Genomic DNA, 26,426 nt, shown 5'->3' on the forward strand with positions numbered 1-26,426 from the left:
CAGTCGGTCACGGGCCTGCCACACCCGCCAATAGGCCAGACGCAGCAGGAGGATGCCAGCCGCAGCAAGTGCCGGCAGTGCCGCCAGCACCGGTGGCACGGGAGTCAGATCAAGCAGGCCGGCCAGGACCAATGCCGCCAGGCCCAGGGATTCCAGCTGTCCCTGGGCTGCGGGACGTGGCAGGTCTTTGCGCTGTAACAGGCCCGAGGTGGCCGCCGCCGTGATGCGCCCGCCCATCAGGAACAGCATCAGGATGATCAGCCAGGCGACGGCACCCAGGGCGGTTTCGCTGAGCTGCGGCATGGCCAGCAGGCGCCCGGCCTGGAAGATGGCTTCCGCCACCAGCAAGAGGGCCAGGACGATGCCGGGAATGGCGGAACGTATACGCTTGGCCGCGCGCAGGAAGGGCAACCCGGCCTCGATGAACAGCAGGATCATGAGCGCGATGTTGGCCGTGGCCGAGAGCAACAGGCCTGCCAGGTCCGGAACGAGGACGGAGCAACGGGCGAGCAGCCAGAGGCCGGCGAACACACGGATTCGGCTGGGGCCGGCCCGGGTCATCAGGTATCCGCCCAGAATGGCCTGGGAATAGCCCAGCAGCATTTCGTGTCCGTGCCAGTAAGGTGCCCTCGGAAGTATGCCTCCCACCATATCCGCTACGCCGGGCAGGTAGACCGCGGCCTTCAAGGGCACGAAGACCAGGGCCCCAAGGGCGCCGAGCAGGAAGAGCAGCAGGAAATCAGTTCTGATGGGGCGCATAGCGAGAGGGGGCTGTTCCGCTGAAGGTGGCAAGCCCAGTGAGTATCAGGAAACGCCCAGAGGGGGACAAGGGCAGCTGATTGTCCACGGGCATCGTTTCAGGATAGGCAAGCCCTTCATTCGCAGGGGGACGTGCTGGATCACGCTGTGGTAGCTACTGAGCTTCCAGGACTTCAAGGATATGAAAAGGGGACCGCGCATGATGGAAACAGCGAAGGCGCTTGGACTTGGTTTGGCGGGATTGGCGCTGGGCTCTACCGTTTTCCTGGTCTCCGGAAAAGAGGCGCTGGCGGAGGCCAGCGGACCGGATGCCTGGCGTGTCGTGGATGTCGCGCCTGGCGATACGCTCAATGCCCGTATGGGGCCGGGCACGGACTATGACGTGATCGGCGAATTCGCCCATGATGCACGCGGCCTGCAGCAGGTGACCTGCGTGCCCCTGGTGCCGCCGGGGCTGTTCTTTGAAATGAGCGAGGCCGAACGCGCCGCCCTGCCGCCGCGCTGGTGCCTGATGGAGAATGAAGATTACAGCACACGCGGCTGGGTGGCCCAGCGTTACCTTGCGGAGGATTCTGCGGTCATCGATGAAGAGGCGGCGGACCAGGCGCCCGATCCGACTCAGGAGGCCGAACGCCTCGTCCAGCGGCTCTACCGCGATCATCTGGAGTCCTTATCCGGAAATATGACCAGCCCGCTGGCCCCGTCGCGCGCCGATCAGTTCTTCACGGCACCACTCGCGGATCGCATTGCCAACGAGGGCCTTCAGGCCGACCCGCTGTTCGACGCCCAGGACAGCGATATCACAGACCTCAGCATTGCCCTCGACGAGGACCGCCCCATGTTCCGCGGCCTCATCACCGTCAACGCCGACTTCCGCAATTTTGGCGAACAGCGCCGAGCGGTCGTGCGCCTGCGTTATGAGGACGGTGCCCCACGTGTCATTCGCATCGAGCATGAGAAATGGGCGTTCGAGTAGGAACTGCAGATAATCTGAGAGTGTCCACTCTCTCGACCTTTAAGGCCGCGCGACCGGCATAGTTCCCAACCAAACGGCGTATCACCAATGAGTGCATTCATTGGCAATTGACAGCCGTTAAATAGGTTGATATCAACCTTATAAATTGAAGCAGAGAGGCTGCTGGTATGCGGGGACGCAAGCTTTTGGCCGTCGTGGCTGTGGACCTGGCGCTATCCTTCGGGGCGGCGCCGGTGTTTGCCGAAGGGCCGGAGCCCGGGCGCACGGGGCAGATCGCCGTTAACGGCGTCGAATACTACTATGAAACTCACGGCGAGGGCGAGCCCCTGTTGCTGCTGCACGGTGGGCTGGGGACCTTCGAGATGTTCACGCCGATCCTGCCGGAGCTGACCGAGAGCCGGCAGGTCATCGGGGTCGACCTCTATGGCCACGGCCGTACGCAGCTGGTGGACGGACGGCCCATGGACCTGACGGAAATGGGTCGGGACATGGCCGCGCTGGTAGAAGGCCTGGGCTACGAGCGCGTCGACGTCATGGGCTATTCCCTGGGCGGCGGTGTGGCAGGGCAGATGGCGGCCCAGCAGCCCGAGCGTGTGCGGCGCCTGGTGGTGCTGTCCGCGCCCTTCGAGCGGGCCGGCTTCCACGACGGCATCCAGGCCCAGATGGAGCAGATCGGCGCCCACCAGGCCGAGGCCATGAAGGGCACGCCCATGTACCAGGCCTATGCCAACGTGGCGCCGGACGTGACGGCCTTCCCCGACCTGCTGGATGCAGTGGGCGATCTGCTGAGCCAGCCGGATTCCTTCACGCTGGATGTCGAGGCGCTGGAGCCGCCGGTGATGTTGGTCTACGGCGACGGCGACATGATCCGCCTGGAGCACATGGTCGAATTTTACAAGCGCCTGGGCGGCGGGCAGCGCGATGCCGGCTGGGAGCGTGCACACATGCCGGAAAACAGCCTGGCCATCCTGCCGAACCTGACCCACTACGAGCTGTTCGGCGCGCCCGCCATGGTCCGCACCGTCCTACCGTTCCTGAATGGCGAGAAACCTGATCTGAGCTGGGCAAACGCGCAGGAGGCCGCACAATGAATGCGGTCGGGCGCCTCTGTCTTCCACGGCACGGCCAAATCAAAAAGCACGGTCACCTAAAAGGGCATGGCCATCCCCAAACGAAGAGGAAAAGCAAATGAGCTATATCGACGGATTCGTCCTGGCTGTGCCCACGGCCAACCGCGAGACCTTTCGCGAGCATGCCGAGACCGCCGGGCATGTCTTCAAGGAATATGGCGCGCTGAAGGTCATGGAGTGCTGGGGCGATGACGTTCCGGATGGTGAAGTCACCTCGTTCCCCATGGCCGTGAAACGCAAGGAAGACGAGACGGTGGTCTTTGGCTGGATTATCTGGCCCTCGCAGGCCGTGCGCGACGAGGCGATGCCCAAGGTCATGGAGGACTCGCGCCTGCAGATGGATGCGAACCCCATGCCCTTCGATGGCAAGCGCATGATCTACGGCGGCTTCACGCCGGTGGTCGACCTGTGATCCGGACGCCATACCTGCAAGAGAGGAAACGCCATGGCTGACATCGATTCAAAGACCTGTTCCGAGGAGAACGCAGGTGCCGTTCCCGGCGCCATCTATCTCAACCTGCCGGTCGCCGACCTGGGGCGCAGCCGCCGCTTCTTCGAGGCGCTGGGCTATCGCTTCAACGAGCCCTTCAGCAACGACGAGGTGGCCTGCCTGATCCTCTCGGACCAGATCCGCGCCATGTTGCACCTGCCGGCCAGCCTGAAGCGCTTCACGAAGAAGGACATCGCCGACGCACACAGCGCGACCGAAGTTCTGCTGGCTCTGCAGCTGGACAGCAGGGCGGCGGTGGATGCCCTGATGGACAGGGCGCTGGCGGCCGGCGCAGCGGAACCCCGTGCCCCCGAGGAGCACGGCTACATGTACGGCCGCACCTTCGAGGATCCCGACGGACACATCTGGGAAGCCTTCTGGATGGACCCGGCGCATAGCCCGCGGTGAACGAGGACAGGAAAAGGACCAGCCCATGACACCACAGCAGACAATCGTGCCCTGCCTCTGGTTCGACGACCAGGCCGAAGCGGCGGCAGAGTTCTACACCTCGCTGTTTCCCGACTCCGCCATCGAGGAAACCACCCGCTACAACCGCACGGTGGCCGAGATCGCCGGACGTCCGGAAGGCTCGGTCATGACCGTGGGTTTCCGCCTGGCCGGCTGCGCCTTCACCGGGCTGAACGGCGGGCCGATGTTTCGCTTCACGCCGGCCATCTCGCTGTTCGTCAGCTGTGCGGATGTGGAGCAGGCTCGGTCCCTGTTTGACCGGCTGTCGGAGGGCGGCACGGTCCTGATGCCCTTCCAGGCCTATCCTTTCAGCGAGGGCTATGGCTGGGTGGCGGACCGCTTCGGCCTGACCTGGCAGGTCAACGGTGCGCCGCGCGAGCAGACGATCGCGCTTAGCCTGCTGTTCACGGGCGCGCAGTGCGGTCGGGCCGAGGAGGCCATGAACCACTACACCACGCTCTTTCCGAACTCCGGCATTGACGACATCTGGCGCTATGAAGACGGGGAGGGGCCGGACGCAGCGGGTACGCTGAAGCAGGCCGTTTTTACGCTGGCCGGGCAGGAATTCCGGGTCATGGACTCGGCGCTGGATCACGCCTTCACCTTCACCGAGGCCCTCTCCCTGCAGGTTCTCTGCGACAGCCAGTCGGAGGTCGATCGTTACTGGGAACAGTTGGGTGCGGGCGGAGATCCCGACGCCCAGCACTGCGGCTGGCTGAAGGACCGCTTCGGTGTTTCCTGGCAGGTGGTGCCGAGGATGCTGCCGCGCCTGTTGCGGGAGGGGGATGCGGAGCAGGTCGAGCAGGTGAGCGGTGCAATGCTGCAAATGAAGAAACTGGACATTTCCGGCCTGGAACAGGCCCATGCGGGAGAACGAGCATGATCACGCTTACGACCTACAGCTGGGTGCCGCCCTTTGCCCAGGGGCTGGTACGAGACATGCGCGTGCGCTGGGCGCTGGAGGAAGCCGGACTGCCCTATCGCACGCGCCTGATCGGCCTGGACCAGCGGGACAGCCCTGAGCACTTGGCTCGCCAGCCCTTCGCCCAGGTGCCGGCCTATGAGGACGAGTCCGTCAACCTGTTCGAATCTGGCGCCATCGTCCTGCACATCGGCGCGCGCAGCGAGGCCCTGCTGCCAACGGATCCGGCCGCGCGGGCCCGGGCCATCACCTGGCTGTTCGCTGCGATCAATACCCTGGAGCCGGCAATCCAGCCGTTGGCCGAGCTCGACCTGTTCCATGCCGAAGAGGATTGGGCGCGCCAGCACCGGCCGGAAGCGGAAAAGGCCGCTCGGCGCCGCCTGGACCAACTGGCCGCCTGGCTGGGTGATCAGGAGTATCTGGAAAACCGCTTCACGCTCGGCGACCTGATGACGGCCTGCGTGCTGCAGATCCTGCGCGGCACCGCGCTGGTCGAGGAGCAGCCGCGGCTGGCGGCCTATCTGGCCCGCTGCGAGGCCCGTCCGGCCTATCGCCGGGCGCTTAGCGATCACATGGCGGTCTTCGAAGAAAGCGAAGCAGAGGTAGCTGGCATCTCCTGAAGCACGGCGAGGCCTGTGATTATTTGGAGCGCCAGCCGCGCAATGTGTCGGTGATGGCGCGTGCGGCGTGCTTGATGGCCGGTCCGATCTGTTTGCGCGCCTCTTCTTCCGACCAGTAACTGACCGCGGTGGTCATGCTGATGGCCGCCACCAGGCGACCGTCGTGATCCAGTATCGGAGCGGAAACGGAGATTTCGCCGTCAGCGGCTTCCTCGTTGACCAGGGCATAGCCATCGCGCCGGATGATCTGCAGGCGCTCCTCCAGGGCGGCCGGGTCGGTGACGGTCCATGCGGTCATGGCTTTCAATGGCGTGTCATGGAGCCGTCTGCGCTGTTCGTCCGGAGGCAGCATGGCCAGCATGGCCAGGCCGGTGGAGGTGGCATGGGCCGGCATGCGGCGGCCAATCATGGAGGTCGGATTGATCCGGCGTGCCCCCGGCATGCGGATCAGCAGCATGGCCTCCAGCCCGTCGAGAATGGAAACGTTGACGGTTTCCTGCCATTCGTCGCGCAGGGCGACCACGACGGGGATCGCGGCCTCGTAGAGCGGGCTGGACTGCAGATAGCGATAGGTGGAATCCAGCGCCTTGGGCGTCAGGCGGTAACGCCGGGTCTGCGCGTCCTTCGCCAGGTAGCCCATCTCGGTCAGCGTATGGACCGCGCGCTGCACTGTGGGCACCGCCAGGCCGGTGGCGTTGGCAATCTCGCTGAGCCCCATGGCCTCCCAGCCGTTGGAGAAGACCTCGAGCACGTGCAGCCCGCGGGCCAGGGCGGTGATGAAGAGTGGATTCCGCTCCGTGCTGGCCTGTGGCGAAGGGGGAGGGGAGTCCGCGATGGGGTCTTGGGCGATGTCGTTGGCCATGGAGCTACCGGTCCTGTGGTCCGTTGTCTTCCCATTCCGCGCGAAAACGTCATGGTTGATTCTTTTTCAAGGCGGTTTCATACTTATAAGTGATAACTAATTATCGTACAACGATAAGATAAGAAGAGAACAAGAATTACATATCGGTTCATCTGAACAGGAGGATAGGACATGAGATCCCGTCTGCTTATGGCTTCGGCCTTTGTCGTGTCCTTTGCGGCTGCCCCGGCAGCGGCTGAGGACCTGACGATCGCCCTGGCCTCGGAACCCACTTCCGTCGACCCCCACTACCATAACCTGACGCCGAACAACGCGCTGACGCGGCATATCTTCGAGCCGCTGATCAAGCAGGACGAAAACCAGTCCCTGGAGCCGGGCCTGGCCACCGAATGGGGCGTGACGGACGATCCCCTGGTCTGGGAATTCAAGTTGCGCGAGGACGTGACCTTCCATGATGGTACGCCCTTCACGGCGGAAGACGTGGCCTTCACCATCGAACGGGCGCCGGACGTGCCGAACAGTCCCTCGAGCTTCAGCCTCTACATCAATGACATCAGTGAGGTCGAGATCGTCGACGACCATACGGTGCGCTTCCATACCGAGGAGCCCGTGCCCCTGATGGCCAACAACCTGTCCACGATCGCCATCATCAGCAAGAAGAACGCGGAAGGTGCTTCCACCGAGGACTTCAACAGCGGTGAGGCGACCGTCGGTACGGGACCCTATCAGTTCGCCAGCTACACGCCCGGTGAAGAGGTCGAGATGGAGGCCTATGACGGCTACTGGGGGGATGAGCCACAGTGGGACAGCCTGACCTTCCGACCGATCACCAGTGCCTCGGCCCGGGTCGCCGGCCTGCTGTCCGGCGATATCGACGTGGTCGAAGCCGTGCCCACCAATGACGTGGCCTCTCTGGAAGAAAACGAGGACGTCTCGATCTGGCAGGGCATCTCCAACCGCGTGATCTACATCCACCTGGACAGCGATCGCGAGGTGACGCCTCAGATCACCGCCAAGGACGGCAGCGAGATCGAGAATCCTCTGCGCGACAGTCGGGTGCGCAAAGCCCTGTCCCTTGCCCTCGACCGCGAGTCGATCGTCGAGGACGTGATGGAGGGCATTGCCATACCGGCCGGGCAGCTGCTGCCCGAGGGCTTCTTCGGCGTCTCCGAGGACATCGAGGTTCCGGAATACCAGCCCGAGCGCGCAAAGGAACTGCTGGCCGAGGCCGGCTATGAAGATGGCTTCAAGATGACAGTCCACGGGCCGGCCGGACGCTACATCAATGACGAGCAGGTCTTGCAGGCAGCGGCACAGATGTGGAGCCGCATCGGCATCGAGACCGAGGTCGAGACCATTCCGGTTTCCGTCTATTTCGGTCGTGCCTCTGACCTCGAGTTCTCGGTGATGCTGGTCGGCTGGGGCGCCGGTTCCGGCGAGGCCTCCTCGCCTCTGCGTGCGCTTCTGGCAACCTACGAGCCGGATGCCGGGTTCGGGGCCACGAACCGCGGGCGTTACTCCAATGAGGAGATGGACAGCCTGCTCAAGGAGGCCCTGGTGACAGTGGACAACGACAAGCGTCAGGACCTGCTGGCAGAGGCCACGGAAATTGCCATGGAGGACGTCGGGCTGATTCCCGTGCACTTCCAGGTCAACACCTGGGGCACACGCGACGGCCTGAAGTATATCCCGCGGACCGACGAGTACACGCTCGGCACATCCGTGCGTCCAACTGACTGAAGCGTATAAACGGATGGTCCCGGCATCCTCATTGCCCCGCTGGCAAGGTGATGCCGGGACGACCGTCTTGAGGAGAGCCGTGGAATGACGGTCTTCATAATCCGTCGCCTGCTTCAGAGCTTCTTTGTGCTGGTGGCCATGACGGTGATCGTGTTCGTGGCCGTCTATGCCATCGGCAATCCGGTGGATATCCTGATCGCGCCCGATGCCACCCAGGCCGAGCGTACGGCAGCGATCGCCCGGCTGGGTCTCGACCAGCCGCTTCATCAGCAATACATCTCGTTTGTCGGCAACCTGCTGCAGGGCGACGTGGGACGTTCGTTCGTTTTCAACGTGCCCGCCTTCACGCTGGTGCTGAGCCGTCTGCCGGCTACGCTTGAACTCGCCCTCTTTGCGCTGTCCCTGTCCATTCTGATCGGCATTCCGCTGGGTCTCTGGGCCGGTCTCAAGCCGCAAAGCATCGCCGGGCATTCCATCATGGTGGGCTCGATCTTTGGCTTCAGCCTGCCCAACTTCTGGCAGGGGCTGATGCTGATCCTGCTGTTTGCCGTCCTGCTGGGCTGGTTGCCGTCAGGCGGGCGCGGAGAGCCCGGTGAATTCCTGGGCATGCAGTCCACGCTGTTTTCCCTGGACGGCTGGTCGCACCTGATCTTGCCCTCGATCAACCTGGCGCTTTTCAAGACGGCCCTGATCATCCGCCTGACCCGGGCCAGCGTGCTGGAGGCCATCCAACTGGATTTCGTGAAGTTCGCCCGCGCCAAGGGCCTGCGTGAAGGCCGGATCGTCGGTGTGCATATCCTGAAGGTCATCATGATTCCGGTCATCACCATCATCGGACTGGAGTTCGGCACCCTGATTGCCTTTGCGGTGGTGACCGAGACGGTCTTCGCCTGGCCGGGGATCGGCAAGCTGATCATCGATTCCATCTTCGTGCTCGATCGACCGGTTATCGTTTCCTATCTGATCGTCATCGTGCTGACCTTCATCACGATCAACCTGATCGTCGATGTCCTCTATTCCGTCTTCGACCCACGGGTCCGGCTGCAGGATCTGGGCGCATGACCATTCAGGAAACCCAGGTCCAGGATGAGGTCGTACCCCCCGCAAAGGACACGCCGTTCCGGCGCACGCTGCGGGAGTTCGCCGCCAGCCGCGTGGCCGTGGTCGGGGCAGTCGTCCTGCTGCTGATCATATTCGCCGCGGTCTTTGCGCCCTGGATCGCGCCCCAGAACCCCTATGACCTGAATGAGATCCGGGTGGAGCACAGTCGCCTGGAGCCCGGCGCGGCCGGACGCGCCGATCCGGAGAGTCAATCTCTGCCCGTGCCGATTTCCGGCGAGGGTGAGTCCGGCAGGGAAACCCTGGAGTTGAGCGGCTCTGTTCCCTTCGAAAGCGCTGAGGCTTCCTGGGAGTGGGTGGCGCCCGAACGCGTGGCCGTTAGCCTGGACCTGCAGCCGGAGCAGAACCTGAAGACCCTGGAGCAGGAACTGAGAGTGGAAGGGCTGCCGCGCGGCGCAGAACTCTCGGTGGGCGAAAAGCACGACTTCCGGAATTTCTGGCTGGTGGCGCCTGACGAGATCACGGCGTTCGAGGTTCAGTTGCCGGAGGGCCATGAAGGCGGCTTCGAGCTGGAGATTCGTGCCCAGCAGGCCGAGGGCGAAATCGAGCAGGTCTACTGGCTGGGCACCGACGGGCAGGGCCGCGACATGTTCTCGGCCATCCTCTATGGCCTGCGCATCAGCATCTCCGTGGGGGTCTTCAGTGGTGCGCTGGCCCTGACGATTGGCCTGGTGGTGGGGCTGACCGCCGCCTACGCCGGTGGGCGGATCGATGCCCTGATCATGCGCATCGTCGACCTGCAGCTCAGCTTCCCGGCCATCCTGGTGGCACTGCTGCTGCTGGCGATCCTGGGGCGCGGACCGGACAAGGTGATCCTGGCCCTGGTCATCGCCCAGTGGGCCTACTACGCGCGCACCGCCCGCTCGGCCGGCCTGGTGGAGCGCAGCAAGGAGTACATCGAGGCGGCGCGCTGCCTGGCACTCAGCCGTTGGCGCATCGTTTTGCGCCATATGCTGCCCAACTGCATCCCGCCGATGATTGTCGTGGGCACGGTGCAGGTGGCCAACGCCATCGCCCTGGAGGCGACGCTCAGCTTCCTGGGGCTGGGCATGCCGCAGACAGAGCCTTCGCTGGGACTGCTGATCTCCAACGGCTTCGACTACCTACTGTCGGGACGTTACTGGATCAGCGTGTTCCCGGGCATTGCCCTGCTGGTCACCATCGTGGCCATCAACCTGGTGGGCGACCGCCTGCGCGAGGTCCTGAACCCGAGGATGCGCCGTGATGAGTGAACCGATCCTCCAGGTCGACAGACTCCAGACCCATTTCGAAACTCACTCGCGACCGGTGAAGGCCGTGGACGGGGTGAACTTCACTGTGCGTGCCGGCGAAATCCTGGGCCTGGTCGGCGAAAGCGGCTCCGGCAAGTCCGTGACCGGTTTCTCGATCATGGGCCTGGTCGATCATCCGGGGCGTGTGGTGGGCGGCTCCATCCGCTTTGACGGGCAGGAGCTGGTGGGCCTGGCGGGAGAGCAGTTGCGCCGCTATCGCGGGCGCCGCATCTCCATGATCTTCCAGGATCCCATGATGACCCTGAACCCGGTCCTGCGCATCGACACCCAGATGGTGGAAACCTTGCAGGCCCATCAGGACATCTCGCGCGAAGCGGCGCTGGAGCGCTGCCGCGAGTCCCTGAAGATGGTGGGCATTTCGGCGCCTGAGGCGCGCTTGCGGAACTATCCGCACCAGCTGTCCGGCGGTATGCGCCAGCGCGTCGCCATTGCCATCGCCCTGCTGAACGATCCCGAACTGATCATCGCCGACGAGCCGACCACGGCTCTGGACGTGACCATCCAGTCGCAGATCCTGGCGGAGGTCCAGCGCCTGGTGGAGCAGAAGGGTGTGGCCATGATCCTGATCACTCACGATCTTTCCGTGGTGGCGGGCCTGGCCGACCGCATCGCCGTGATGTATGCCGGCCGGATCGTGGAGCAGGGACCTTCGGACGAGATAATCAGCGCGCCACGGCATCCCTATACGTCGGGCCTTATTGCTTCGGTGCCGTCGCGCAACCAGCGCCACCAGCGGCTGCGCCAGATTCCCGGGATGACGCCTTCCATGACCCACTTGCCGGAAGGCTGTCCCTTTCACCCGCGCTGTCCCAAGGCGCAGGACCTCTGCCGCAGCGAACCCGAGGATACCTGGGAGGGGCCCCGTTCCTGGCGGTGCCACTTTCCGGTTGGCAAGGACGAAAGTATCTGGTCATGACTGCAGCCGAGCCCCTGATCACGCTCGAGACGGTTTCGAAACGCTTCACGCGCAAGCTGGATGTGGCGGAACGCGTGGCACGCGGCTTCGGGGCAAGGATTCAGGAACAGACCGTACATGCGGTGGACCGGGTCAACCTGACCGTCCACAAGGGGGAAGTCGTCGGCCTGGTCGGCGAGAGCGGCTGCGGAAAATCCACGCTGGGCCGCATAGTGGCGGGTCTGCACAAGCCGTCGGAAGGTCGCTTCCTTTACAAGGGCGTTCCTGTGGAGCAACTGCAGAGGCGTGATGCGGCCCACCTGGCGCTGGCCATCCAGATGATTTTCCAGGACCCCATGGCCTCGCTCAACCCGCGCCTGAAGGCCGGGCAGATCATCGGCGAGGCGGTGGGCGCGCACAAGCTGGTGCCGCGCGCCGAACAGAAGGACTACGTTGCGCAGATGATGCAGCGCGTGGGCCTGGATCCGGACTATCGTGCGCGCTATCCGCACCAGTTCTCCGGCGGGCAGCGCCAGCGCATCGGGATCGCGCGCGCGCTTGCCGTGAAGCCGGAAATGCTGGTCTGCGACGAGTCCGTGGCCGCCCTGGACGTTTCGATCCAGGCCCAGGTGCTCAACCTCTTCATGGAACTGCAGCAGGACTTCGGCCTGACCTATCTGTTCATCAGCCACGACCTGGGTGTGGTCGAGCATCTCTCGGATCGCGTGGTCATCATGTACCTCGGACGAGTTGTGGAGCAGGCCCCCACGGCGGAACTGTTTGCCGCGCCCAACCATCCCTACACCCAGGCCTTGCTGGAGGACGTGCCGCGGCTGGAAGCCGGCAAGCGCCGCTTCCACCCCATCAAGGGGGAGATCCCGTCTCCCATGGACCCGCCGCCGGGCTGTCATTTCCATCCGCGCTGTCCCCACGCCTTCGACCGCTGCCGTGTGGAACAACCGGCCCTGGAGGAAATCGCACCGGGACACTTTTCCGCCTGTCATCTCAACAGCACACCAAGGCCAGAACAGTCATGACCCCCACCACACAAGCGCCATCCGACCAGAGTTCTTCGGGCGACACCCCGGTCCAGGGGACGGATCGCCCTTCCCCGGATGCCGTCGAGTGGCTGCGCCGGCTGATCGGCTTTCCCACCGTCAGCCGGGACTCCAACCTGGCCCTGATCGAGCATGTGAAGGACTATCTCGCAGCCCACGGCATCGCCTGCCGCGTGTTGCCGAACGCGGAGGGCAACAAGGCCAATCTCTGGGCGCGCATCGGCCCGGACCGGCCGGGTGGTGTGGCGCTCAGCGGACACACCGACGTGGTGCCGATCGACGGCCAGGACTGGGGCAGTGACCCCTTCGTCATGGAGGAACGCGACGGGACCCTGGTGGGGCGAGGGACGGCCGACATGAAGGGCTTCCTTGCATGCTGTTTGGCACTGGTGCCGCGCATGCAGGCGGCGCCGCTGGCCCGGCCCATCGACCTTTGCTTCTCCTATGACGAGGAAGTTGGCTGTCGGGGCGTCGACGGTCTGATCGAATACATCGCCACGCTGGAGAACAGGCCCGGGCTTTGCCTGGTCGGCGAGCCCACGGGCATGGACGTGGTGACCGGCCACAAGGGCAAGCTGGCGGTGGAGTGCGTGGTAAAGGGCAGTGTCGCGCATTCGAGCCTGGCGCCACGCGCAGCCAATGCCGTGCAAACCGCCGCACGACTGGTGGCGCGGATTGCCGACATGGCCGACGCGGTGGAGCGCGAAGGGCCCTTCGATCCCCGCTATGACGTGGAGCACACGACAATCCACGTGGGCCAGCTGCAGGGTGGGCAGGCGTTGAACATCGTGCCGGACCACTGTTCCTTCGTCTTCGAGTTCCGGTACCTGCCCATCGACGATCCCTTCGCGAAGCTGGAGGAGCTCAAGGCCTATGGCCGCGAACTGGAGGCCGCCATGCAGGCCAAGGCGCCGGAGGCGGCCGTCACCTGGAACCAGCTGTTCTCCTTTCCCGGCCTGGACATGGATGAGGACGACGAGGCCGTTACCTTCATGAAGGGGCTGGCCGCCACCAACAGCACGCGTCGCGTGGCCTATGGCACGGAAGGGGGCAAGTTCCAGCAGCACGCCGGCATTCCGACGGTGATCTGCGGGCCCGGCCACATTGACCAGGCCCACAAGGCGAACGAGTTCGCCGCGCTGTCCCAGTTGGCGGCGATGGAGCAGTTGCTGGACCGTCTGGTCGAGCGGCTGTGCAAGCAGGCCTGAGCGTGTAGGCTGCGGGTCAGTACATCAGCCTGGAGGAGGACAAGATCATGGCGCAGGACGACCAGACCTGGGAAGCGGGCGAACGCAGGCGCCTGCAGCTGCTGACCTGGCCGGATATCGAGGAGTACCTGCAGACCTCGCGCAGCATCCTGATTCCCATCGGCTCCACCGAGCAGCACGGGCCCACGGGCCTTCTGGGCACCGACGCACTCTGTCCGGAAGTGCTGTCCCGCGGTGTCGCCGCACGTACCGGTGCCCTGATCGCGCCGACGCTGTCCATCGGCATGGCGCAGCACCACCTGGGCTTTCCGGGCAGTATTTCACTGCGCCCAAGCACGCTGATCGCCGTAGTCCGTGACGTGGTCACCTCTCTGGCCAGCCAGGGTTTCGAGCGCTTCTTCTTCGTGAACGGCCACGGCGGCAATATCGCCACCCTGCAAGCGGCCTTCTCGGAGATTCATGCGGACGTCTCCTATGGCGTGCAAAGTAACCGCGCCTCCCTGCAGTTCCAGCTGCACAGCTGGTGGATGCTGCCTTCGGTGCGTGCGCGTAGTGCCGAGCTGTTCGGCGAAGCCGAGGGCTCGCACGTGACCTGTAGCGAGGTCTCGCTGACGCACTATGCCCATGGCCCCCACATGAAGTCGCGTCCGCTCTCGCCGAAGATTGCGCCCAAGGGGCCCATCGGCGATGCCCGAGACTTCCGTTCGCGCTTCCCCGACGGCCGCATCGGCTCGGACCCCACGCTCGCCAACGCCGAGGCCGGCGAGACGCTGTACGAGGCCGCGCTGGAAGATCTTTGCGGAGCGTGGGAGAATTTTACGCGAACGAGTGAATAACCGGCCCTATAGGGGGGTGCTTCGAGGAAGTCACCCCGTTTCGCGTACGACGTGGACGGTACAGGCTGAATGTCTCACGACACGTGCGGCTGTGGAGCCGAGGAGGAAATCGCCGAAGCCCGGCTTGTGAGAGGCGATCACGATAAGATCGGCGTTCTTCTGCTTTGCAGCGGCCAGGATTTCGCTGGGGGCGTGTCCCGTCCTGACCATGATGTTCTCTGAAAGGCCATTATCCCGGGCAATCTTTTTCAATTGATTGCGGACTTCATCATCACGCTCGTCGCGGATGCTTTGCGGGACCTGGGACCGGACATAAGCCGGAATGTCCTCTATCACGTTGAGCAGAAGGATCTCAGCGTCTTCAGCGGCAAGAACACGCGCAGCCGAGACCATGGGCTGAATCCTTTCGCTGTGAGACAGATCGACTGGGATAATGACGGATTTGTACATGGAAGACTCCTTATCTGCTGCGCCCCTGATCCTCGGTTTGAGTCATGGCCAGGCTGTTCCATTGCTATACCACTATATGATATCCATCCAAGGGCTGTGAAACCTTTTGAAGTATTGTTTGCTGGTCCGCTTGTTCTGGGGCCGGCCACGTGAAGGGATGACAGTTGTCTTCAGGTCCTGGGAGGGGCGTTTTCGGCAAGCACCTCGCGCAGCTTTTCGGCCAATGCCTGACGGCGGTAGGGTTTGGTCAGCAGGTGTACCCCCGGGTCGACCTGGCCATGATGGACAATGGCGCTGTCTGTGTAGCCGGAGGTGAAGAGCACAGGCAGATTCGGGTGGAGTTCCCGGGCTTTCTCTGCCAATTCGCCTCCGTTCAGGCCGCCGGGCATGATGACATCGGTGAATAGAAGATCCAGATCTGCTTCACGCTCCAGGATTTTTAGCGCCTGCGTTCCGTTTTCCGCGCTGACAACCCGATAACCAAGGCTTTCCAATTGCCCTATGACGTGGCCGCGGACAAGGTCGTCATCCTCAACCACAAGGATGCGTTCGGGGCCGCCGGTTATCTCATCGGTTTCGGTTGAAGCCCTTTCGTTCTCGGGATCGCTGAACCCGCGCGGCAAATAGAGTTTCACCGTGGTGCCCTGACCTTCTTCGGAATAGATGACGGCCTGCCCCCGGGATTGCCGGGCGAAGCCGTAGACCATGCTGAGGCCCAGTCCGCTGCCCTTGCCGGTTTCCTTGGTCGTGAAGAAGGGATCGAAAGCGCGCGCTACGACATCTGAAGGCATGCCGTTGCCGGTATCGGATATGGCGAGCATGACATAGGGCCCTGGGGGAATCCGCTCATCCCCCTGGCCATAACCCTTATCCAGATGGACGTTCTGCACCTCGATTGTCAGGTGCCCTCGCTCCGGCATGGCGTCACGGGCGTTGATGCAGAGGTTGAGCACAGCGCTTTCCAGTTGAACCGGGTCAACGAGAGCTTTCCACACGGTGTTCCCGGCCAGAATGTCGATCTGTATATGTTCGCCCAATGTGCGGCGCAGCAGGCCGCTCATGTCCTGGACAAGGCTGGCCACATCCGTTGGTTCCGGCGACAAGGGCTGCTGTCTGGCGAAGGCCAGGAGATGCTGGGTCAAATCGGCACTGCGCTCGGCAGCCGTCTGGGTCATTTCGACAAGTGGATGCAGTTCGTGGTCTTTTGGCAGGGCTGCCGTCATGGCCTCCGTATTTCCGAGGATAACGGTCAGGAGGTTGTTGAAGTCATGTGCGACTCCGCCCGTCAACTCGCCAATGGCCTTCAGTCTTTCGGATTGCGACAGGCGCTCGGAAAGGCGCCGGTTCTCCAGCATGCGTCCGATATGGGAGGCCACAGCCTGGACCATTTCCCCTTCTTCGCTGGAGAAGAGCTCGTTCTGGCCAAAGCCGGTATGCCGAATCTCGCGGTAACCGACCTCCACTATGCCCATGACCTGGTCGTTGGATTCTATGGTGCCGCGAAGTGAATGCGCCGGTTGGGACCAGCCGGGGCTTTTATAGTGGTTTTCCTCGAGTTCTATCCGAGCCACCGAGATATCGGTATGCAGAAGACTTTCCGGCAGCACCTCGACAATCTGCTCACAGACAGTCTCGATGGGCTGTAGAGGATCAGAGGTGACCTCCAGAACGCGATAAAGACAGCGCAATTCCTTGATGCGTTCGCGCAATTGCATCTGGTGATGCTTGCGTTCCGTGACGTCGGACATTCCTCCCACAAGCCGTATCGGCGTTCCCTCCGAATCCGGGATCAGGCTGGCATGGTCCTCCACGTGCAGGGTTTCTCCGTCCTTGCGCAGGAGACGATATTCGCTTTCCCAGAATTTCTGCCTGTCACGGATAGCCTGCTGGACGTCATACTGGACTCTGGCCCTGTCGTCGGAATGCAGCCACTGCCCCCACTTTTCCGGTGTGTCGAGATCCTCCGGGGAGCAGCCGAGCAGTTTCTGTACGTCCGGGCTCCACCAAAGCCTGCCGGTGCGAAGATCCCAATCCCAGAGAACGTCGGAGACTGCCGAGGAAATGGCCTGGAAGCGCTGTTCACTCTCGCGCAGGGCAAGTTCAGCCTGTTTGCGGCGCGTGACGTCCCGGGCCGTACCCATGACACGCAAAACCTGCCCTTGCGCATCCCGGATCATGGTGCCCTTGTCTGAGATCCAGCATAGGCTGCCATCAGGGCGGATCACGCGATATTCTGAAGTGAACCCTTCGTTTGCTTGGCCCCGCAGGGTATGCGCAACGTGATCGCGATCCTCCTCATGAATGGCTTCCAGCCAGAGCATGGGATCCTCGTAGACACTTTCACGCGAGCGACCCCATATGGTCTCGAATGCAGGGCTGATGTAGTGGAGCACGTCCCCTGCCGGATTGCTGATCCAGAATACCTCCTCGATGTTCTCGGCCAGTTCGCGGAATTTCTCCTCGCTCTTGCGCAAAGCTTCAAGGGCACGTGTCCGCTCGATCATCACAGAGGTCAGGTTGGACAGGCGGTCAATCAGGTCCAGGTCCGAGGTGTTGGGTGCGCGCGGTTCGCGGTAGTAGAGGGAGAAGGAAGCCAGTATTCTACCGTTTGCGCTCCGGATCGGTGTTGACCAGCAGGCCCGTAATCCATTTGCCAGTGCCAGGGGGCGGAAGTCGGCCCAGAGCGGGTCATTTTCTATGTCCGTGACGATGACACGCTCGCCCAGATACATGGCCGTTCCGCAGGATCCGACCGAAGGGCCAATCTCCACTCCGTCCAGTGTCTGGATATAACTCCCAGGCAGGCTGGGAGCCGCCCCGGGCCGGACATGATGCTCATCATCATCGAGTAAGATGATGGAGGCCAGAGTGCCGGGCATGAGTGATTCCACGCGCAGGAGCATATTCTCCATCACCGCGTTCAGCTCGGTGCCCTCAGACACCTGCTGTAGAATCTCCTTTTCCAGTTGGGTGGCCCTGCGAAACCTGTCTTTTTGCGTGACGTCCCGGAAAGAGACCACCGCTCCAGTGACGGCATCGCGCTCGTCAATCAGCGGTGCCACTGTAAAGTCCACAGTTACAGGCCGATTGTCCCGCCGGAAAAAGACTTCGCCTTCGCTGCGCCGTGATACAGCGTCTTCCAGTGTCTTGTAGATCGGGCAGTCTTCTTCCGGATAGGGCGAGCCATCCATGCGGCTGTGGTGGACCAGTCTATGGGAGTGCTGTCCCACCATTGCGCTGTCCTCCCATCCCAGCAGTGTGAATGCAGCCGGATTCTGTTTCAGAACGAATCCCCCTGCATCCAGGACCAGAACGGCATCGGCAATGGAATTCAGGATCAACTCGCTGGTGCGGCGTTCCTTCTGCAGCGTCTCCCGGACTTCATGCTGACGCGTGACATCAATCATCAAGCCATGCAGCCAGGTCTTTCCCTGGTTCTCATAGAAGGAGACAAGGTCGTGCAGCCAGATCGTGCGGCCGTCCGCGGCGATCATGCGGTATTCCAGTTGGTAGCTTTGTCCCTTGCTGATTTCACTCTTGCTCAGCGCGAGTATGTGCTCGGCGTCTTCGGGGTGAAGGTGCCGTACCCAGAAGTCAGGCTCGTCGGTCCACTGCTCGCGTGGGTAACCCAGAATGTCCTCAATCTTCGCGCTTACGAAGGTGTACTGCAAGCTGTCGGGGTCGGCTTCCCAGACCACGCCGTCAATAGAGGCAATCAGGTCTTCAAGCTGCCGCTGGTGCAGGGCTCCATTCTCCTGATCCGTCATCCCGGTCGCCCTTATTCCGTGCCTGAAAAAGACTGCAGCAGGCCCGCTCGTACCACAATCTGATTCTTATTCATTTTCCGGCAGCCTGTCAGCTTTTGGCGGCAGTAATGAGCATGGTAAGCAAGTATCAGACCCCAGCAGGCGGCATTCAGATATTTCTGCCATCACTTGCTTCTATTACAGGATAATCCTGTTATGCTCCCGAAAGGTCAGGTGACACTGTCAGTGTAGTGCGTGGCAATGTCCCTGATTCTCCCCTTTGCTTTTTGGCACGTCATAAAGCAACTCGATCAATGAAATAAGGCGTGGGCGAGGGGATAGGAAAAAACAACAGGAGGCTTGAATGAGAAAGAAATTGCAGGGGCTGGTTGGCGGTACGGCATTCGCCGTTGTTGGCGCACTGGGCCTGAATGCGGCGAACGCCGAGGCGCTTGTGGCCGGAGTGGAGGCATCCTTCCCGCCCTGGGCCTATGTGGAGGATGGCGAATACAAGGGCATAGCCATTGATGCGATGCGCGCTATTGCCGAAGACCAGGACATGGAGGTCGAGTTCAAGGATCTTCCATGGCCTTCCCTGATCCCGGCGCTGGCCAAGGGGCGCATCGACCTGCTGGTGACTGGCCTGAACATCACCGAGGAACGCAACGAGGTTCTCGATTTCTCGATTCCCTGGTGGGAGAATGATGACGAGGTTCTGGTGGCCGAGGACTCGGACCTGAACGTGGTCACGGCACTTTGCTGCGGGGCCACCGTGGGCGCCCAGGGCGGTGCCACACAGTATCAGTGGCTGGAAGACAACCTGGAAGCCAATGAGGACGTGGACGTCACGTTGCGCAGTTATGAGGACTATGTGACCGCCATCGAGGATATGGGGACTGGGCGCCTGGATGCCGTGGTCACCTCCACCGATACGGCCGAGGATTTCATCGCCAAGGACCGGCCGGTGAAGATCGTCGGAACGATCCAGCAGAACCAGCCGCAGGCGCTGGCGGTCCAGAAAGGCGATCCCAACGAGATCCTAGGCAAGCTGAACGCCGGTATCATGAACATCTACGAATCCGGTCAGTGGACCGAGATCGTGAAAGAGTACTCTCCGCAGTCCACAATCCGGAGCATTCCGACGACAATGCCGGACTACGTGGATGCCTACGAGGAGCCGATACCCGGCTATTCCGACTGAGACCCCTGCGGCGGAGCCATGGCTCCGCCGCATTCCCATCTGTAAATTCCTCCGGATCCCGGCATGATCGTCGAAATCATCATAAGCCAGATGCCGTACCTGTTGCACGGTCTCTGGGTGGCCCTGCAGTTGCTGGCCTGTCTGCTGGCGCTGGGCCTTGTACTGGGTTTGTCGCTCGCACTGCTCGAGGTCTATGGCCACTGGACCCTGCGCTGGCTGGGCATCCTGTTCGAGCGGATCTTTCGCGGTATTCCCGCGATCGTCCTGTTGCTGCTGTTCTATTACGGGGTCACCGACTTCGTGGAGATCGGCTCTTTCATGGCAGCGGTGCTGGCGCTCGGACTGCGCTCGGCTGCCTATCAGTCACAGATATTCCGGGGCTGCATCCTGTCGGTGCCGCCGGGCCAGATGCAGGCCGCGCGCGCCATGGGCATGTCCAAGATGAAGGCGGTGCGGGATATTGTCCTGCCGCAGGCCCTGCGCCTGTCCATCGGGCCCTGGACCAACGAATTCTCCAGCGAGATGAAGGCCACCTCACTGGCCTACGTCATCGGTGTGGTCGAACTGACACGCCAGGCGAAGTACATCATCTCCAGCACCCAGGGTAATATCCTGATCGTCTTTGCGGTGGTTGCGGCGCTCTACTTCATTTTCAACCGGCTGGGAAACTGGGGTCTCTACAAGCTGGAAAAGAAGCTGGCCGTGCCGGGATTCGAACAGAGAGGGGACGCCTGAAATGCTCCTCAAGGTCGAGAACATTCACAAGCGCTACGACGAGACCGAGGTCCTCAAGGGCGTGTCGCTCGAGATGGAAACAGGGCAATCGAAGGTTATCATGGGGCCCTCGGGCACGGGCAAATCCACCCTGCTGCGCTGCATCAACTACCTGACACCTCCGGATGAAGGCCGGGTCCTGGTCGAGGGCACGGAGATCACCTCGCGCAATCTCAACAGGATGCGCGAGAAGCTGGCCTTCGTCTTCCAGGACTTCAATCTCTTCACCCACCTGCGCGCGGTGGACAATGTGGCCATCGGTCCGCGCAAGATCCGGGGCATGAGCAGACGCGCCGCCCACGAGCTGGCCATGCGCGAGCTGGAACGGGTGGGTCTTTCCGAGCGTTCCCATGCCTATCCGGCGGAGCTCTCCGGTGGCCAGCAGCAGCGCGTTTCCATTGCCCGTGCCCTGGCCATGGAACCGAAGATCATCCTGTTCGACGAACCGACGAGCGCCCTGGATCCGGAGCTGACCGGCGAGGTGATCGCGGTCATGAAGCAGTTGGCAAGCGAGGGCATGACCATGCTGCTGGTCAGTCACGAGGTCGGTTTCGCCCGCCAGGCGGCGGACGAGATCATCTTCATGGATGGCGGCCATATCCTGGAGCAGGGACCGCCCGCCCAGCTGTTCGACGCGCCGCAGCATGAGCGCACACGCCAGTTTCTCAGCCGGATTGGCCAGGGTGGGGAGGCCGCATGAGCGAATTCTACGCCTTCGCCGTCGAGCACCTGCCCTACATCCTGGAGGGCCTGCCGATCACGCTTGGCCTCTGGGTGCTGGCCATGACCATCGGGGCGGCATTCGGTCTGGTTCTGGCCTGGGCGCGGCTTTACGGCAATACACTTGTCTATGGGGCCGCCACGGTCTATGTGGAGCTGTTCCGCGGCACGCCCATGCTGGTGCAGATGCTGTTCATCTATCTGGGCCTGCCGGAAGTCGGAATTGTCTTCGACCCCTTTACGGCGGCCGTCATCGCCATCGGCCTCAACACCTCGGCCTACCAGGCAGAGTATTTTCGCGGCGCCATCCGCTCCATTCCCAGGGGGCAGATGCAGGCCGCCCGGGCCATGGGCATGACCCCGCTGCAGGGCCTGCGCTGGATCGTGCTGCCCCAGGCCCTGCGCCGGGTCATTCCCCAGTGGTCCAACGAGGCGATCCTGGAGCTGAAGTACACCTCGATCGCCTATGCCATCGGCGTCTCGGAGATCACCGCCCGTGCCGAGAAGGTCGGCTACGAGACATTCATGTTCTTCGAGGTCTTCCTGCTGCTGGCGCTGGTTTATATCGTGCTGACCGGAACGGTCGCACAGGTGCTGCTATACCTGGAAAAGCGCACGGCAGTGCCGGGATTGTAATAAACTGAGGCTATCAACCTGCTAACCTCCTGCCCTTGATCCCCTGGACCCTGCCACTTGAACGCCATATCGAGACGTTTAGGTTAGTTTGAGACACAGAGGGTGCGCTGATAGCAACCCGAGCCTGCACCAGAGGATGGGCTTTCAAAGGGCCTGCCGCATCGCCGCGCAGTTCCGGGATCGAGGCGCAGTCCTGAACGATAATCGAACGGGCGGCTTCATATTCATGGTTTCAATGCTCCGTTATCTTTTCGCTGCCGGTCTTGCGATGGTGGCCGGAACGACTGCCCTGGCCCAGGAAGACCGGGCCGTGGTGGTCGTGAAGACAACGGAACGCGCCGATATCATCGAGCAGGTTCCCCTGACCGGTACGGTCACGTCCCCGCGGGTATCTCCCGTCTCCAGCGAGATTGCGGGCCGGGTCTCCAGAATGCATGTGGAGGGCGGCAGTCATGTCGAAAAGGGAGAGGCACTGGTGGAGCTGGATGGCGAGTTTGCCAGGCTGACCCTACGCCAGGCCGAGGCCGCCGCGCGGGAGGCGCAGGCTGCGCTGGTCGATGCACAGCGTCGCCTGAACGTCGCCCAGCGTCTGGTCGGTCAGCGGGCTGTTTCAGAGACTGAATTGCGCACGCGCGAGACTGAGGTCGAGACCGATAGGGCCGTCCTGGAAGGCTTGCAGGCGGAACGGGAGGAGCAGGCGTTGCGGCTCGAACGGCATGAAATCACCGCTCCCTTCTCAGGCGTGATTTCAAGGCGCATGACCGAAGTCGGGGCCTGGGTTGCTCCTGGAGCCGCAGTGGTCGAACTGGTGGCCATGGATGGATTGCGCATCGACGTGCCCGTGCCGCAGGATGACTTCCCGCGCCTTGCGGAGGATATGGAGATATCGGTGGACTTCGAGGCAATACCCGGAGAGGCCTTCAAGGCGCGCCTGGAGAGCAGCATTCCGGTTGCCGATCCCAGTGCCCGGACCTTTACCGCCCGTGTGGTTCTGGAGGACGGGCAAGTGACGCTCACCCCGGGCATGTCGGCCCGCGTGACGCTGCATTTGGCAACCGGCGAGCGGGATCCGGTCATCCCGCGTGATGCGCTGATCCGATATCCGGACGGTCGCACGGCGGTCTGGACCGTCGAAGACGGGGAGGACGGTTTGCGTGCCTCGGAGCGCCTGGTGGAGACAGGTCTGGCCTTCGACGGACAGCTGCAGATCCGCGAGGGCCTGGAGGCCGGAGAACGCGTCGTCGTCGAGGGCAATGAAGGCCTGCGTCCGGGTCAGGCTGTGCGCCTGGACGAGGATACCCCGTGACGGTCGACTTGCAGACGATAGTCGGCAGCAAGCCTTCGGGGGCCTGACTCATGTTCGAAGGTATCGTGCGGCGGGGGACGCTGATGACAGTGATCCTGCTGATCCTCTGCGTGATCGGGGTGGTCGCGGCCTTGCGTATCCCGGTCCAGATGATCCCCGATCTGGAGGTACGCACGATCACTGTCCGCACGAACTGGCCGGCCGCGACACCGCAGGACGTCGAAAAGGATATCGTGATCGAGCAGGAGGAGTACCTGAGCTCGATACCCGGACTTGAGCGGATGGTCTCCACGGTGTCCAGCGGGCGGGCCGAGGTCGAGCTGGAATTCCCCTATGACATTGATATCACCGAAACACTGATCCGCGTGAACAACGCGTTGAGCCAGGTGCCGTCCTATCCTCAGAATGTGGACCAGCCCCGCGTCTTTGCGACCTCCTTCTCCGACAACGCCTTCATGTATTTCCGCGTGGCGCCCCTGCCTGGCAATCCGCGCGGCCTCGATATGAACATGATGGGCGATTTCATCGATGACAATGTACGCAATCGCCTGGAACGGGTTGCCGGTGTTTCGCAGGCCGAATTCCGGGGCGGGGAACGGCAGGTCCAGATATTGGTGGAACCTGACCGTCTGGCGGGTCGGGATCTCAGCCTGATCGATCTGCGCGATGCGATCACTTCGCGCAACCGCGACGTCTCCGGCGGGGAACTGGAAAGCGGAAAGCGCAGGTACCTGTTGCGGACAGTGGGACGTTATGCGGATATCGAGGCACTGGAAGCCACGATCCTGGATCGGCGGGGCGATTCCATTCTTCGCCTTTCAGATGTGGCGAAAATCCGTCTCGGTCATTTCGAACCGGGGGAGGTCAACCTGGTCGACGGTGAGGCGGTTCTGGGTCTCTCCATACGGCGGGAAGCCGGGTCCAACGTCATCGAGATCAAGCGCGCGGTGATGGAGGAGCTCGAGGCGATCAATGCGGATGTGCTGGAACCCGCCGGTATGCGGTTGTCACTGACGAATGACGACGTCCGCTATGTCGAGGACTCGGTGACCAATGTCTGGATCAACCTGATTCTTGGCGCCTGCCTTGCCACATTGGTGATGTATGCCTTCCTGCGGTCCTTCCGCAGCACCCTCGTGGGCGTGATCGGCATTCCCGTCTGTACCATCGCTGCCTTCCTGGGGCTCCTGCTTGCAGGCCGGACCATTAACGTCATCTCCCTTGCGGGCGTGGCCTTTGCCATCGGCATGACCCTCGACAACAGCATCGTGGTTCTGGAAAGCATCGACATGGCGCGCCGGCGGGGCCTGGATCGATTCCGCGCAGCCGTGGAAGGTGTGCGGGAGGTCTGGCCCGCGGTGGTGGCCTCGACCCTGACCACGGTGCTCGTCTTCACGCCGATCGTCTTCATCACGGAGGAGGCCGGTCAACTCTATTCCGACGTTGCGATCGCCATCTCGGCCTCGATCCTGACCTCGATGCTGGTGGCGATCACCATCATTCCGACACTGGGGGCAAGGATCCTGACCGTAGGGGCCGATACAGGAAAGAGGCCGGAAGCTGAATCTAGTGGACTTTCGGGCAGGCAACACAACTTTGTTCTGCGCTCTGTTGAATGGATTATCGCACGCCCCCTGCGGCGGGCCGTCTGCATGATCGTTACGCTGGCGGTCAGCGGATTCATCATTTTCGCTCTGACACCGCCGGCCGAATACCTGCCTGAAGGCGAAGAAGCCAAGACCTTCGCGACCATGAACGCCCCGCCGGGCTATAACCTCTCGACGATGACCGGAATCGCACGGGAGTTGGAGGAAAGACTGCGTCCCTATCAGAATGCAGAGCCGGGGGACTACGAGGCCGGCCGCATCCCGGTTCCGGCCCTGGGTCAATTCAGCATCTCTGCCCAGCCTCAGTCTGTTCGAATCATTGCGACAACGAAGGACCCCGGGCAGATCGAGGCACTGATGGACGAGCTGTCCCGGATCTACGAGGCCTATCCGGGCATGCGCTCGTTTGTCTCCAGGGGCTCTATCATCACCAGCAACGAGGGCGGAACGCGCAGCGTCAACCTGGACATCTCGGGTCCAGAGCTTCAGGGAATCTATCAGGTTGCTGAAGCCGCCTATCGCCAGGCCGAACAGGTGTTCGAAAATCCACGAATTCAGACCAACCCCGCCACGCTCTCGCTCTCCCAGCCAATGATCCAGGTCCATCCGGACTGGGACCGCGCCTCCGAAATGGGTTTCGATGCCGAGCAATTGGGCTTCAGCGTGGCCGCCCTGAATGACGGAGCCTTTGTCGACGAGTTCTTCAGCCAGGACGACAAGATCGATATCTATCTCTATAGCCAGACTGGGCAGGATGCGACGCCCGATCGTCTTGGCCAGTTGCCGCTCTACACGCCGCAAGGTACGACAATACCTCTCTCCTCGATCGCCCGCATCGAGGAGACGGTGGATACGAGTTCAATTCGCCGGGTCAACGGCAATCGGACGGTTACGCTGAACATCATTCCGCCGCGTTCCGTCCCCCTGGAAGCAGGTGTCGCGCTTGTGGAGCAGGAGGTTGTGGGGCAGTTGCGTGCGGCCGGAGAGATTCCGGGAAGTATCTCCCTGGATATTTCCGGTGCGGCTGACCAGCTGGAGGCCACGCAGGACGCCTTGATTGAGAACTATGCCGTAGCCGTGGTTATTGTCTACCTTCTGCTGGTGGCGATATTCACCCACTGGGGCTATCCGCTGCTGATCATGACAACGATTCCGCTCGGGATCGCCGGCGGAATCGTCGGGCTGGCGCTGATGAACCTTGTCGGCGGTATGCTGCCGGCTATCGGGCTGTCGGAGATCAGTCAGCCTTTCGACATGATCTCCATGCTGGGCTTCCTGATCCTCATGGGCACGGTGGTGAACAATCCCATCCTGCTGGTTCATCGCGCCATGGAGAACATGCGCAAGGCCGGAAGCAAACCGCAGGAGGCCGTCTCCGAGGCGGTCGCTTCTCGACTGCGGCCGATCGCCATGTCCAGCATCACCACGATCTTCGGACTGGCACCCCTGGTCTTTGCACCCGGGTCGGGCAGTGAGCTCTACCGCGGCGTCGGGGCCATCGTGCTGTTCGGCATCATGGGGGCTGCCGTTGTTTCCCTGACCTTCCTGCCGGCCCTGACGGTCTTTGTTCTCAACTGGAGCCACCGCAAGACAACGTAATGGAGTATTGAG

The 26,426-nt window shown here is 62.4% G+C and carries 23 protein-coding genes (1 of these 23 running past the window's edge); 19 read left to right on the forward strand and 4 right to left on the reverse strand.

Annotated elements, in window-relative coordinates; all coding sequences use genetic code 11:
- Window positions 1-759, reverse strand: the 5' portion of a protein-coding gene (locus tag BP38_RS0116160) for an NnrS family protein (protein WP_026988576.1). It extends 381 nt beyond the left edge of the window; 759 of the gene's 1,140 nt are visible here — the first part of the coding sequence; its start codon is at window positions 757-759; its stop codon lies beyond the left edge, outside the window.
- A gap of 199 nt (window positions 760-958) precedes the next feature.
- Between BP38_RS0116160 and BP38_RS0116165 the strand changes: the two genes are divergently transcribed.
- From BP38_RS0116165 to BP38_RS0116190, 6 genes are all read left to right on the forward strand, one after another.
- A complete protein-coding gene (locus tag BP38_RS0116165) occupies window positions 959-1,735 on the forward strand; it encodes an SH3 domain-containing protein (RefSeq protein ID WP_026988577.1) in 777 nt (258 codons plus the stop codon).
- Between the two features lie 167 nt (window positions 1,736-1,902).
- The gene (locus tag BP38_RS0116170) at window positions 1,903-2,826 is read left to right on the forward strand and encodes an alpha/beta fold hydrolase (protein WP_026988578.1); all 924 of its coding nucleotides are present in this window, start codon (window positions 1,903-1,905) and stop codon (window positions 2,824-2,826) included.
- 97 nt (window positions 2,827-2,923) lie between these two features.
- Entirely contained in the window at window positions 2,924-3,277 is a 354-nt protein-coding gene (locus BP38_RS0116175; RefSeq protein WP_026988579.1) for a DUF1428 domain-containing protein, read from the forward strand.
- Between the two features lie 33 nt (window positions 3,278-3,310).
- Complete coding sequence (locus BP38_RS0116180) at window positions 3,311-3,763, forward strand: VOC family protein (protein WP_051609466.1); 453 nt, start codon at window positions 3,311-3,313, stop codon at window positions 3,761-3,763.
- A 25-nt stretch (window positions 3,764-3,788) separates the two neighbouring features.
- Window positions 3,789-4,706 carry a VOC family protein gene (locus tag BP38_RS0116185; RefSeq protein ID WP_026988581.1) on the forward strand — a complete coding sequence of 306 codons (918 nt, stop codon included), beginning with the start codon at window positions 3,789-3,791 and terminating at the stop codon, window positions 4,704-4,706.
- Window positions 4,703-5,365, forward strand: a complete 663-nt coding sequence (locus tag BP38_RS0116190; protein ID WP_026988582.1) for a glutathione S-transferase family protein — start codon at window positions 4,703-4,705, stop codon at window positions 5,363-5,365. Before BP38_RS0116185 ends, BP38_RS0116190 begins: the two co-directional genes overlap by 4 nt.
- 19 nt (window positions 5,366-5,384) lie before the next feature.
- On the opposite strand, the gene BP38_RS0116195 is transcribed toward BP38_RS0116190, so the two are convergent.
- Complete coding sequence (locus tag BP38_RS0116195) at window positions 5,385-6,227, reverse strand: IclR family transcriptional regulator (RefSeq protein WP_026988583.1); 843 nt, start codon at window positions 6,225-6,227, stop codon at window positions 5,385-5,387.
- Window positions 6,228-6,398: 171 nt separating this feature from the next.
- Between BP38_RS0116195 and BP38_RS0116200 the strand changes: the two genes are divergently transcribed.
- The 7 genes from BP38_RS0116200 (at window position 6,399) to BP38_RS0116230 (ending at window position 14,375) form a co-directional block, all read left to right on the forward strand.
- Window positions 6,399-7,967, forward strand: coding sequence for an ABC transporter substrate-binding protein (locus BP38_RS0116200; protein WP_026988584.1), 1,569 nt, complete (start codon window positions 6,399-6,401; stop codon window positions 7,965-7,967).
- Between the two features lie 84 nt (window positions 7,968-8,051).
- A complete protein-coding gene (locus BP38_RS0116205) occupies window positions 8,052-9,029 on the forward strand; it encodes an ABC transporter permease (RefSeq protein ID WP_026988585.1) in 978 nt (325 codons plus the stop codon).
- Window positions 9,026-10,318 carry an ABC transporter permease gene (locus tag BP38_RS23410; protein ID WP_081816740.1) on the forward strand — a complete coding sequence of 431 codons (1,293 nt, stop codon included), beginning with the start codon at window positions 9,026-9,028 and terminating at the stop codon, window positions 10,316-10,318. The genes BP38_RS0116205 and BP38_RS23410 overlap by 4 nt, the downstream gene beginning before the upstream one ends.
- Window positions 10,311-11,294: an ABC transporter ATP-binding protein gene (locus BP38_RS0116215; RefSeq protein WP_026988587.1), complete on the forward strand. Its 984-nt coding sequence runs from the start codon at window positions 10,311-10,313 to the stop codon at window positions 11,292-11,294. Before BP38_RS23410 ends, BP38_RS0116215 begins: the two co-directional genes overlap by 8 nt.
- Complete coding sequence (locus BP38_RS0116220; protein WP_026988588.1) at window positions 11,291-12,310, forward strand: ABC transporter ATP-binding protein; 1,020 nt, start codon at window positions 11,291-11,293, stop codon at window positions 12,308-12,310. Before BP38_RS0116215 ends, BP38_RS0116220 begins: the two co-directional genes overlap by 4 nt.
- Window positions 12,307-13,539 carry an acetylornithine deacetylase gene (gene argE, locus BP38_RS0116225; RefSeq protein ID WP_081816741.1) on the forward strand — a complete coding sequence of 411 codons (1,233 nt, stop codon included), beginning with the start codon at window positions 12,307-12,309 and terminating at the stop codon, window positions 13,537-13,539. Before BP38_RS0116220 ends, argE begins: the two co-directional genes overlap by 4 nt.
- A gap of 47 nt (window positions 13,540-13,586) precedes the next feature.
- Window positions 13,587-14,375, forward strand: coding sequence for a creatininase family protein (locus BP38_RS0116230; protein WP_051609467.1), 789 nt, complete (start codon window positions 13,587-13,589; stop codon window positions 14,373-14,375).
- 30 nt (window positions 14,376-14,405) lie between these two features.
- On the opposite strand, the gene BP38_RS0116235 is transcribed toward BP38_RS0116230, so the two are convergent.
- Together BP38_RS0116235 and BP38_RS21945 are read right to left on the reverse strand one after the other, a co-directional pair.
- The gene (locus BP38_RS0116235) at window positions 14,406-14,825 is read right to left on the reverse strand and encodes a universal stress protein (RefSeq protein WP_026988591.1); all 420 of its coding nucleotides are present in this window, start codon (window positions 14,823-14,825) and stop codon (window positions 14,406-14,408) included.
- A gap of 170 nt (window positions 14,826-14,995) precedes the next feature.
- The gene (locus BP38_RS21945; RefSeq protein ID WP_051609468.1) at window positions 14,996-18,592 is read right to left on the reverse strand and encodes a PAS domain-containing protein; all 3,597 of its coding nucleotides are present in this window, start codon (window positions 18,590-18,592) and stop codon (window positions 14,996-14,998) included.
- Between the two features lie 343 nt (window positions 18,593-18,935).
- On the opposite strand from BP38_RS21945, the gene BP38_RS21140 reads away from it, so the two are divergent.
- The 6 genes from BP38_RS21140 (at window position 18,936) to BP38_RS0116270 (ending at window position 26,414) form a co-directional block, all read left to right on the forward strand.
- Complete coding sequence (locus BP38_RS21140; RefSeq protein WP_051609469.1) at window positions 18,936-19,772, forward strand: transporter substrate-binding domain-containing protein; 837 nt, start codon at window positions 18,936-18,938, stop codon at window positions 19,770-19,772.
- A 63-nt stretch (window positions 19,773-19,835) separates the two neighbouring features.
- Window positions 19,836-20,507 carry an amino acid ABC transporter permease gene (locus tag BP38_RS0116250; protein ID WP_026988592.1) on the forward strand — a complete coding sequence of 224 codons (672 nt, stop codon included), beginning with the start codon at window positions 19,836-19,838 and terminating at the stop codon, window positions 20,505-20,507.
- A gap of 1 nt (window position 20,508) precedes the next feature.
- A complete protein-coding gene (locus BP38_RS0116255; protein ID WP_026988593.1) occupies window positions 20,509-21,246 on the forward strand; it encodes an amino acid ABC transporter ATP-binding protein in 738 nt (245 codons plus the stop codon).
- Window positions 21,243-21,902, forward strand: a complete 660-nt coding sequence (locus BP38_RS0116260) for an amino acid ABC transporter permease (protein WP_026988594.1) — start codon at window positions 21,243-21,245, stop codon at window positions 21,900-21,902. Before BP38_RS0116255 ends, BP38_RS0116260 begins: the two co-directional genes overlap by 4 nt.
- Window positions 21,903-22,128: 226 nt before the next feature.
- Window positions 22,129-23,208: an efflux RND transporter periplasmic adaptor subunit gene (locus BP38_RS0116265; protein ID WP_162175178.1), complete on the forward strand. Its 1,080-nt coding sequence runs from the start codon at window positions 22,129-22,131 to the stop codon at window positions 23,206-23,208.
- Between the two features lie 50 nt (window positions 23,209-23,258).
- The gene (locus BP38_RS0116270; protein WP_026988596.1) at window positions 23,259-26,414 is read left to right on the forward strand and encodes an efflux RND transporter permease subunit; all 3,156 of its coding nucleotides are present in this window, start codon (window positions 23,259-23,261) and stop codon (window positions 26,412-26,414) included.
- The last annotated feature ends 12 nt before the right edge of the window (window positions 26,415-26,426 follow it).

Source organism: Fodinicurvata fenggangensis DSM 21160, assembly GCF_000686045.1.
GTDB lineage: Bacteria > Pseudomonadota > Alphaproteobacteria > Kiloniellales > DSM-21159 > Fodinicurvata > Fodinicurvata fenggangensis.

Excerpts from the sequence above, each read along its gene's own strand:
- BP38_RS0116165 (WP_026988577.1), top strand. The coding sequence starts at position 959 with ATGATGGAAACAGCGAAGGCGCTTGGACTTGGTTTGGCGGGATTGGCG.
- BP38_RS0116170 (WP_026988578.1), top strand. The coding sequence starts at position 1,903 with ATGCGGGGACGCAAGCTTTTGGCCGTCGTGGCTGTGGACCTGGCGCTA.
- BP38_RS0116175 (WP_026988579.1), top strand. The coding sequence starts at position 2,924 with ATGAGCTATATCGACGGATTCGTCCTGGCTGTGCCCACGGCCAACCGC.
- BP38_RS0116180 (WP_051609466.1), top strand. The coding sequence starts at position 3,311 with ATGGCTGACATCGATTCAAAGACCTGTTCCGAGGAGAACGCAGGTGCC.
- BP38_RS0116185 (WP_026988581.1), top strand. The coding sequence starts at position 3,789 with ATGACACCACAGCAGACAATCGTGCCCTGCCTCTGGTTCGACGACCAG.
- BP38_RS0116190 (WP_026988582.1), top strand. The coding sequence starts at position 4,703 with ATGATCACGCTTACGACCTACAGCTGGGTGCCGCCCTTTGCCCAGGGG.
- BP38_RS0116195 (WP_026988583.1), bottom strand. The coding sequence starts at position 6,227 with ATGGCCAACGACATCGCCCAAGACCCCATCGCGGACTCCCCTCCCCCT.
- BP38_RS0116200 (WP_026988584.1), top strand. The coding sequence starts at position 6,399 with ATGAGATCCCGTCTGCTTATGGCTTCGGCCTTTGTCGTGTCCTTTGCG.
- BP38_RS0116205 (WP_026988585.1), top strand. The coding sequence starts at position 8,052 with ATGACGGTCTTCATAATCCGTCGCCTGCTTCAGAGCTTCTTTGTGCTG.
- BP38_RS23410 (WP_081816740.1), top strand. The coding sequence starts at position 9,026 with ATGACCATTCAGGAAACCCAGGTCCAGGATGAGGTCGTACCCCCCGCA.
- BP38_RS0116215 (WP_026988587.1), top strand. The coding sequence starts at position 10,311 with ATGAGTGAACCGATCCTCCAGGTCGACAGACTCCAGACCCATTTCGAA.
- BP38_RS0116220 (WP_026988588.1), top strand. The coding sequence starts at position 11,291 with ATGACTGCAGCCGAGCCCCTGATCACGCTCGAGACGGTTTCGAAACGC.
- argE (WP_081816741.1), top strand. The coding sequence starts at position 12,307 with ATGACCCCCACCACACAAGCGCCATCCGACCAGAGTTCTTCGGGCGAC.
- BP38_RS0116230 (WP_051609467.1), top strand. The coding sequence starts at position 13,587 with ATGGCGCAGGACGACCAGACCTGGGAAGCGGGCGAACGCAGGCGCCTG.
- BP38_RS0116235 (WP_026988591.1), bottom strand. The coding sequence starts at position 14,825 with ATGTACAAATCCGTCATTATCCCAGTCGATCTGTCTCACAGCGAAAGG.
- BP38_RS21945 (WP_051609468.1), bottom strand. The coding sequence starts at position 18,592 with ATGACGGATCAGGAGAATGGAGCCCTGCACCAGCGGCAGCTTGAAGAC.
- BP38_RS21140 (WP_051609469.1), top strand. The coding sequence starts at position 18,936 with ATGAGAAAGAAATTGCAGGGGCTGGTTGGCGGTACGGCATTCGCCGTT.
- BP38_RS0116250 (WP_026988592.1), top strand. The coding sequence starts at position 19,836 with ATGATCGTCGAAATCATCATAAGCCAGATGCCGTACCTGTTGCACGGT.
- BP38_RS0116255 (WP_026988593.1), top strand. The coding sequence starts at position 20,509 with ATGCTCCTCAAGGTCGAGAACATTCACAAGCGCTACGACGAGACCGAG.
- BP38_RS0116260 (WP_026988594.1), top strand. The coding sequence starts at position 21,243 with ATGAGCGAATTCTACGCCTTCGCCGTCGAGCACCTGCCCTACATCCTG.
- BP38_RS0116265 (WP_162175178.1), top strand. The coding sequence starts at position 22,129 with ATGGTTTCAATGCTCCGTTATCTTTTCGCTGCCGGTCTTGCGATGGTG.
- BP38_RS0116270 (WP_026988596.1), top strand. The coding sequence starts at position 23,259 with ATGTTCGAAGGTATCGTGCGGCGGGGGACGCTGATGACAGTGATCCTG.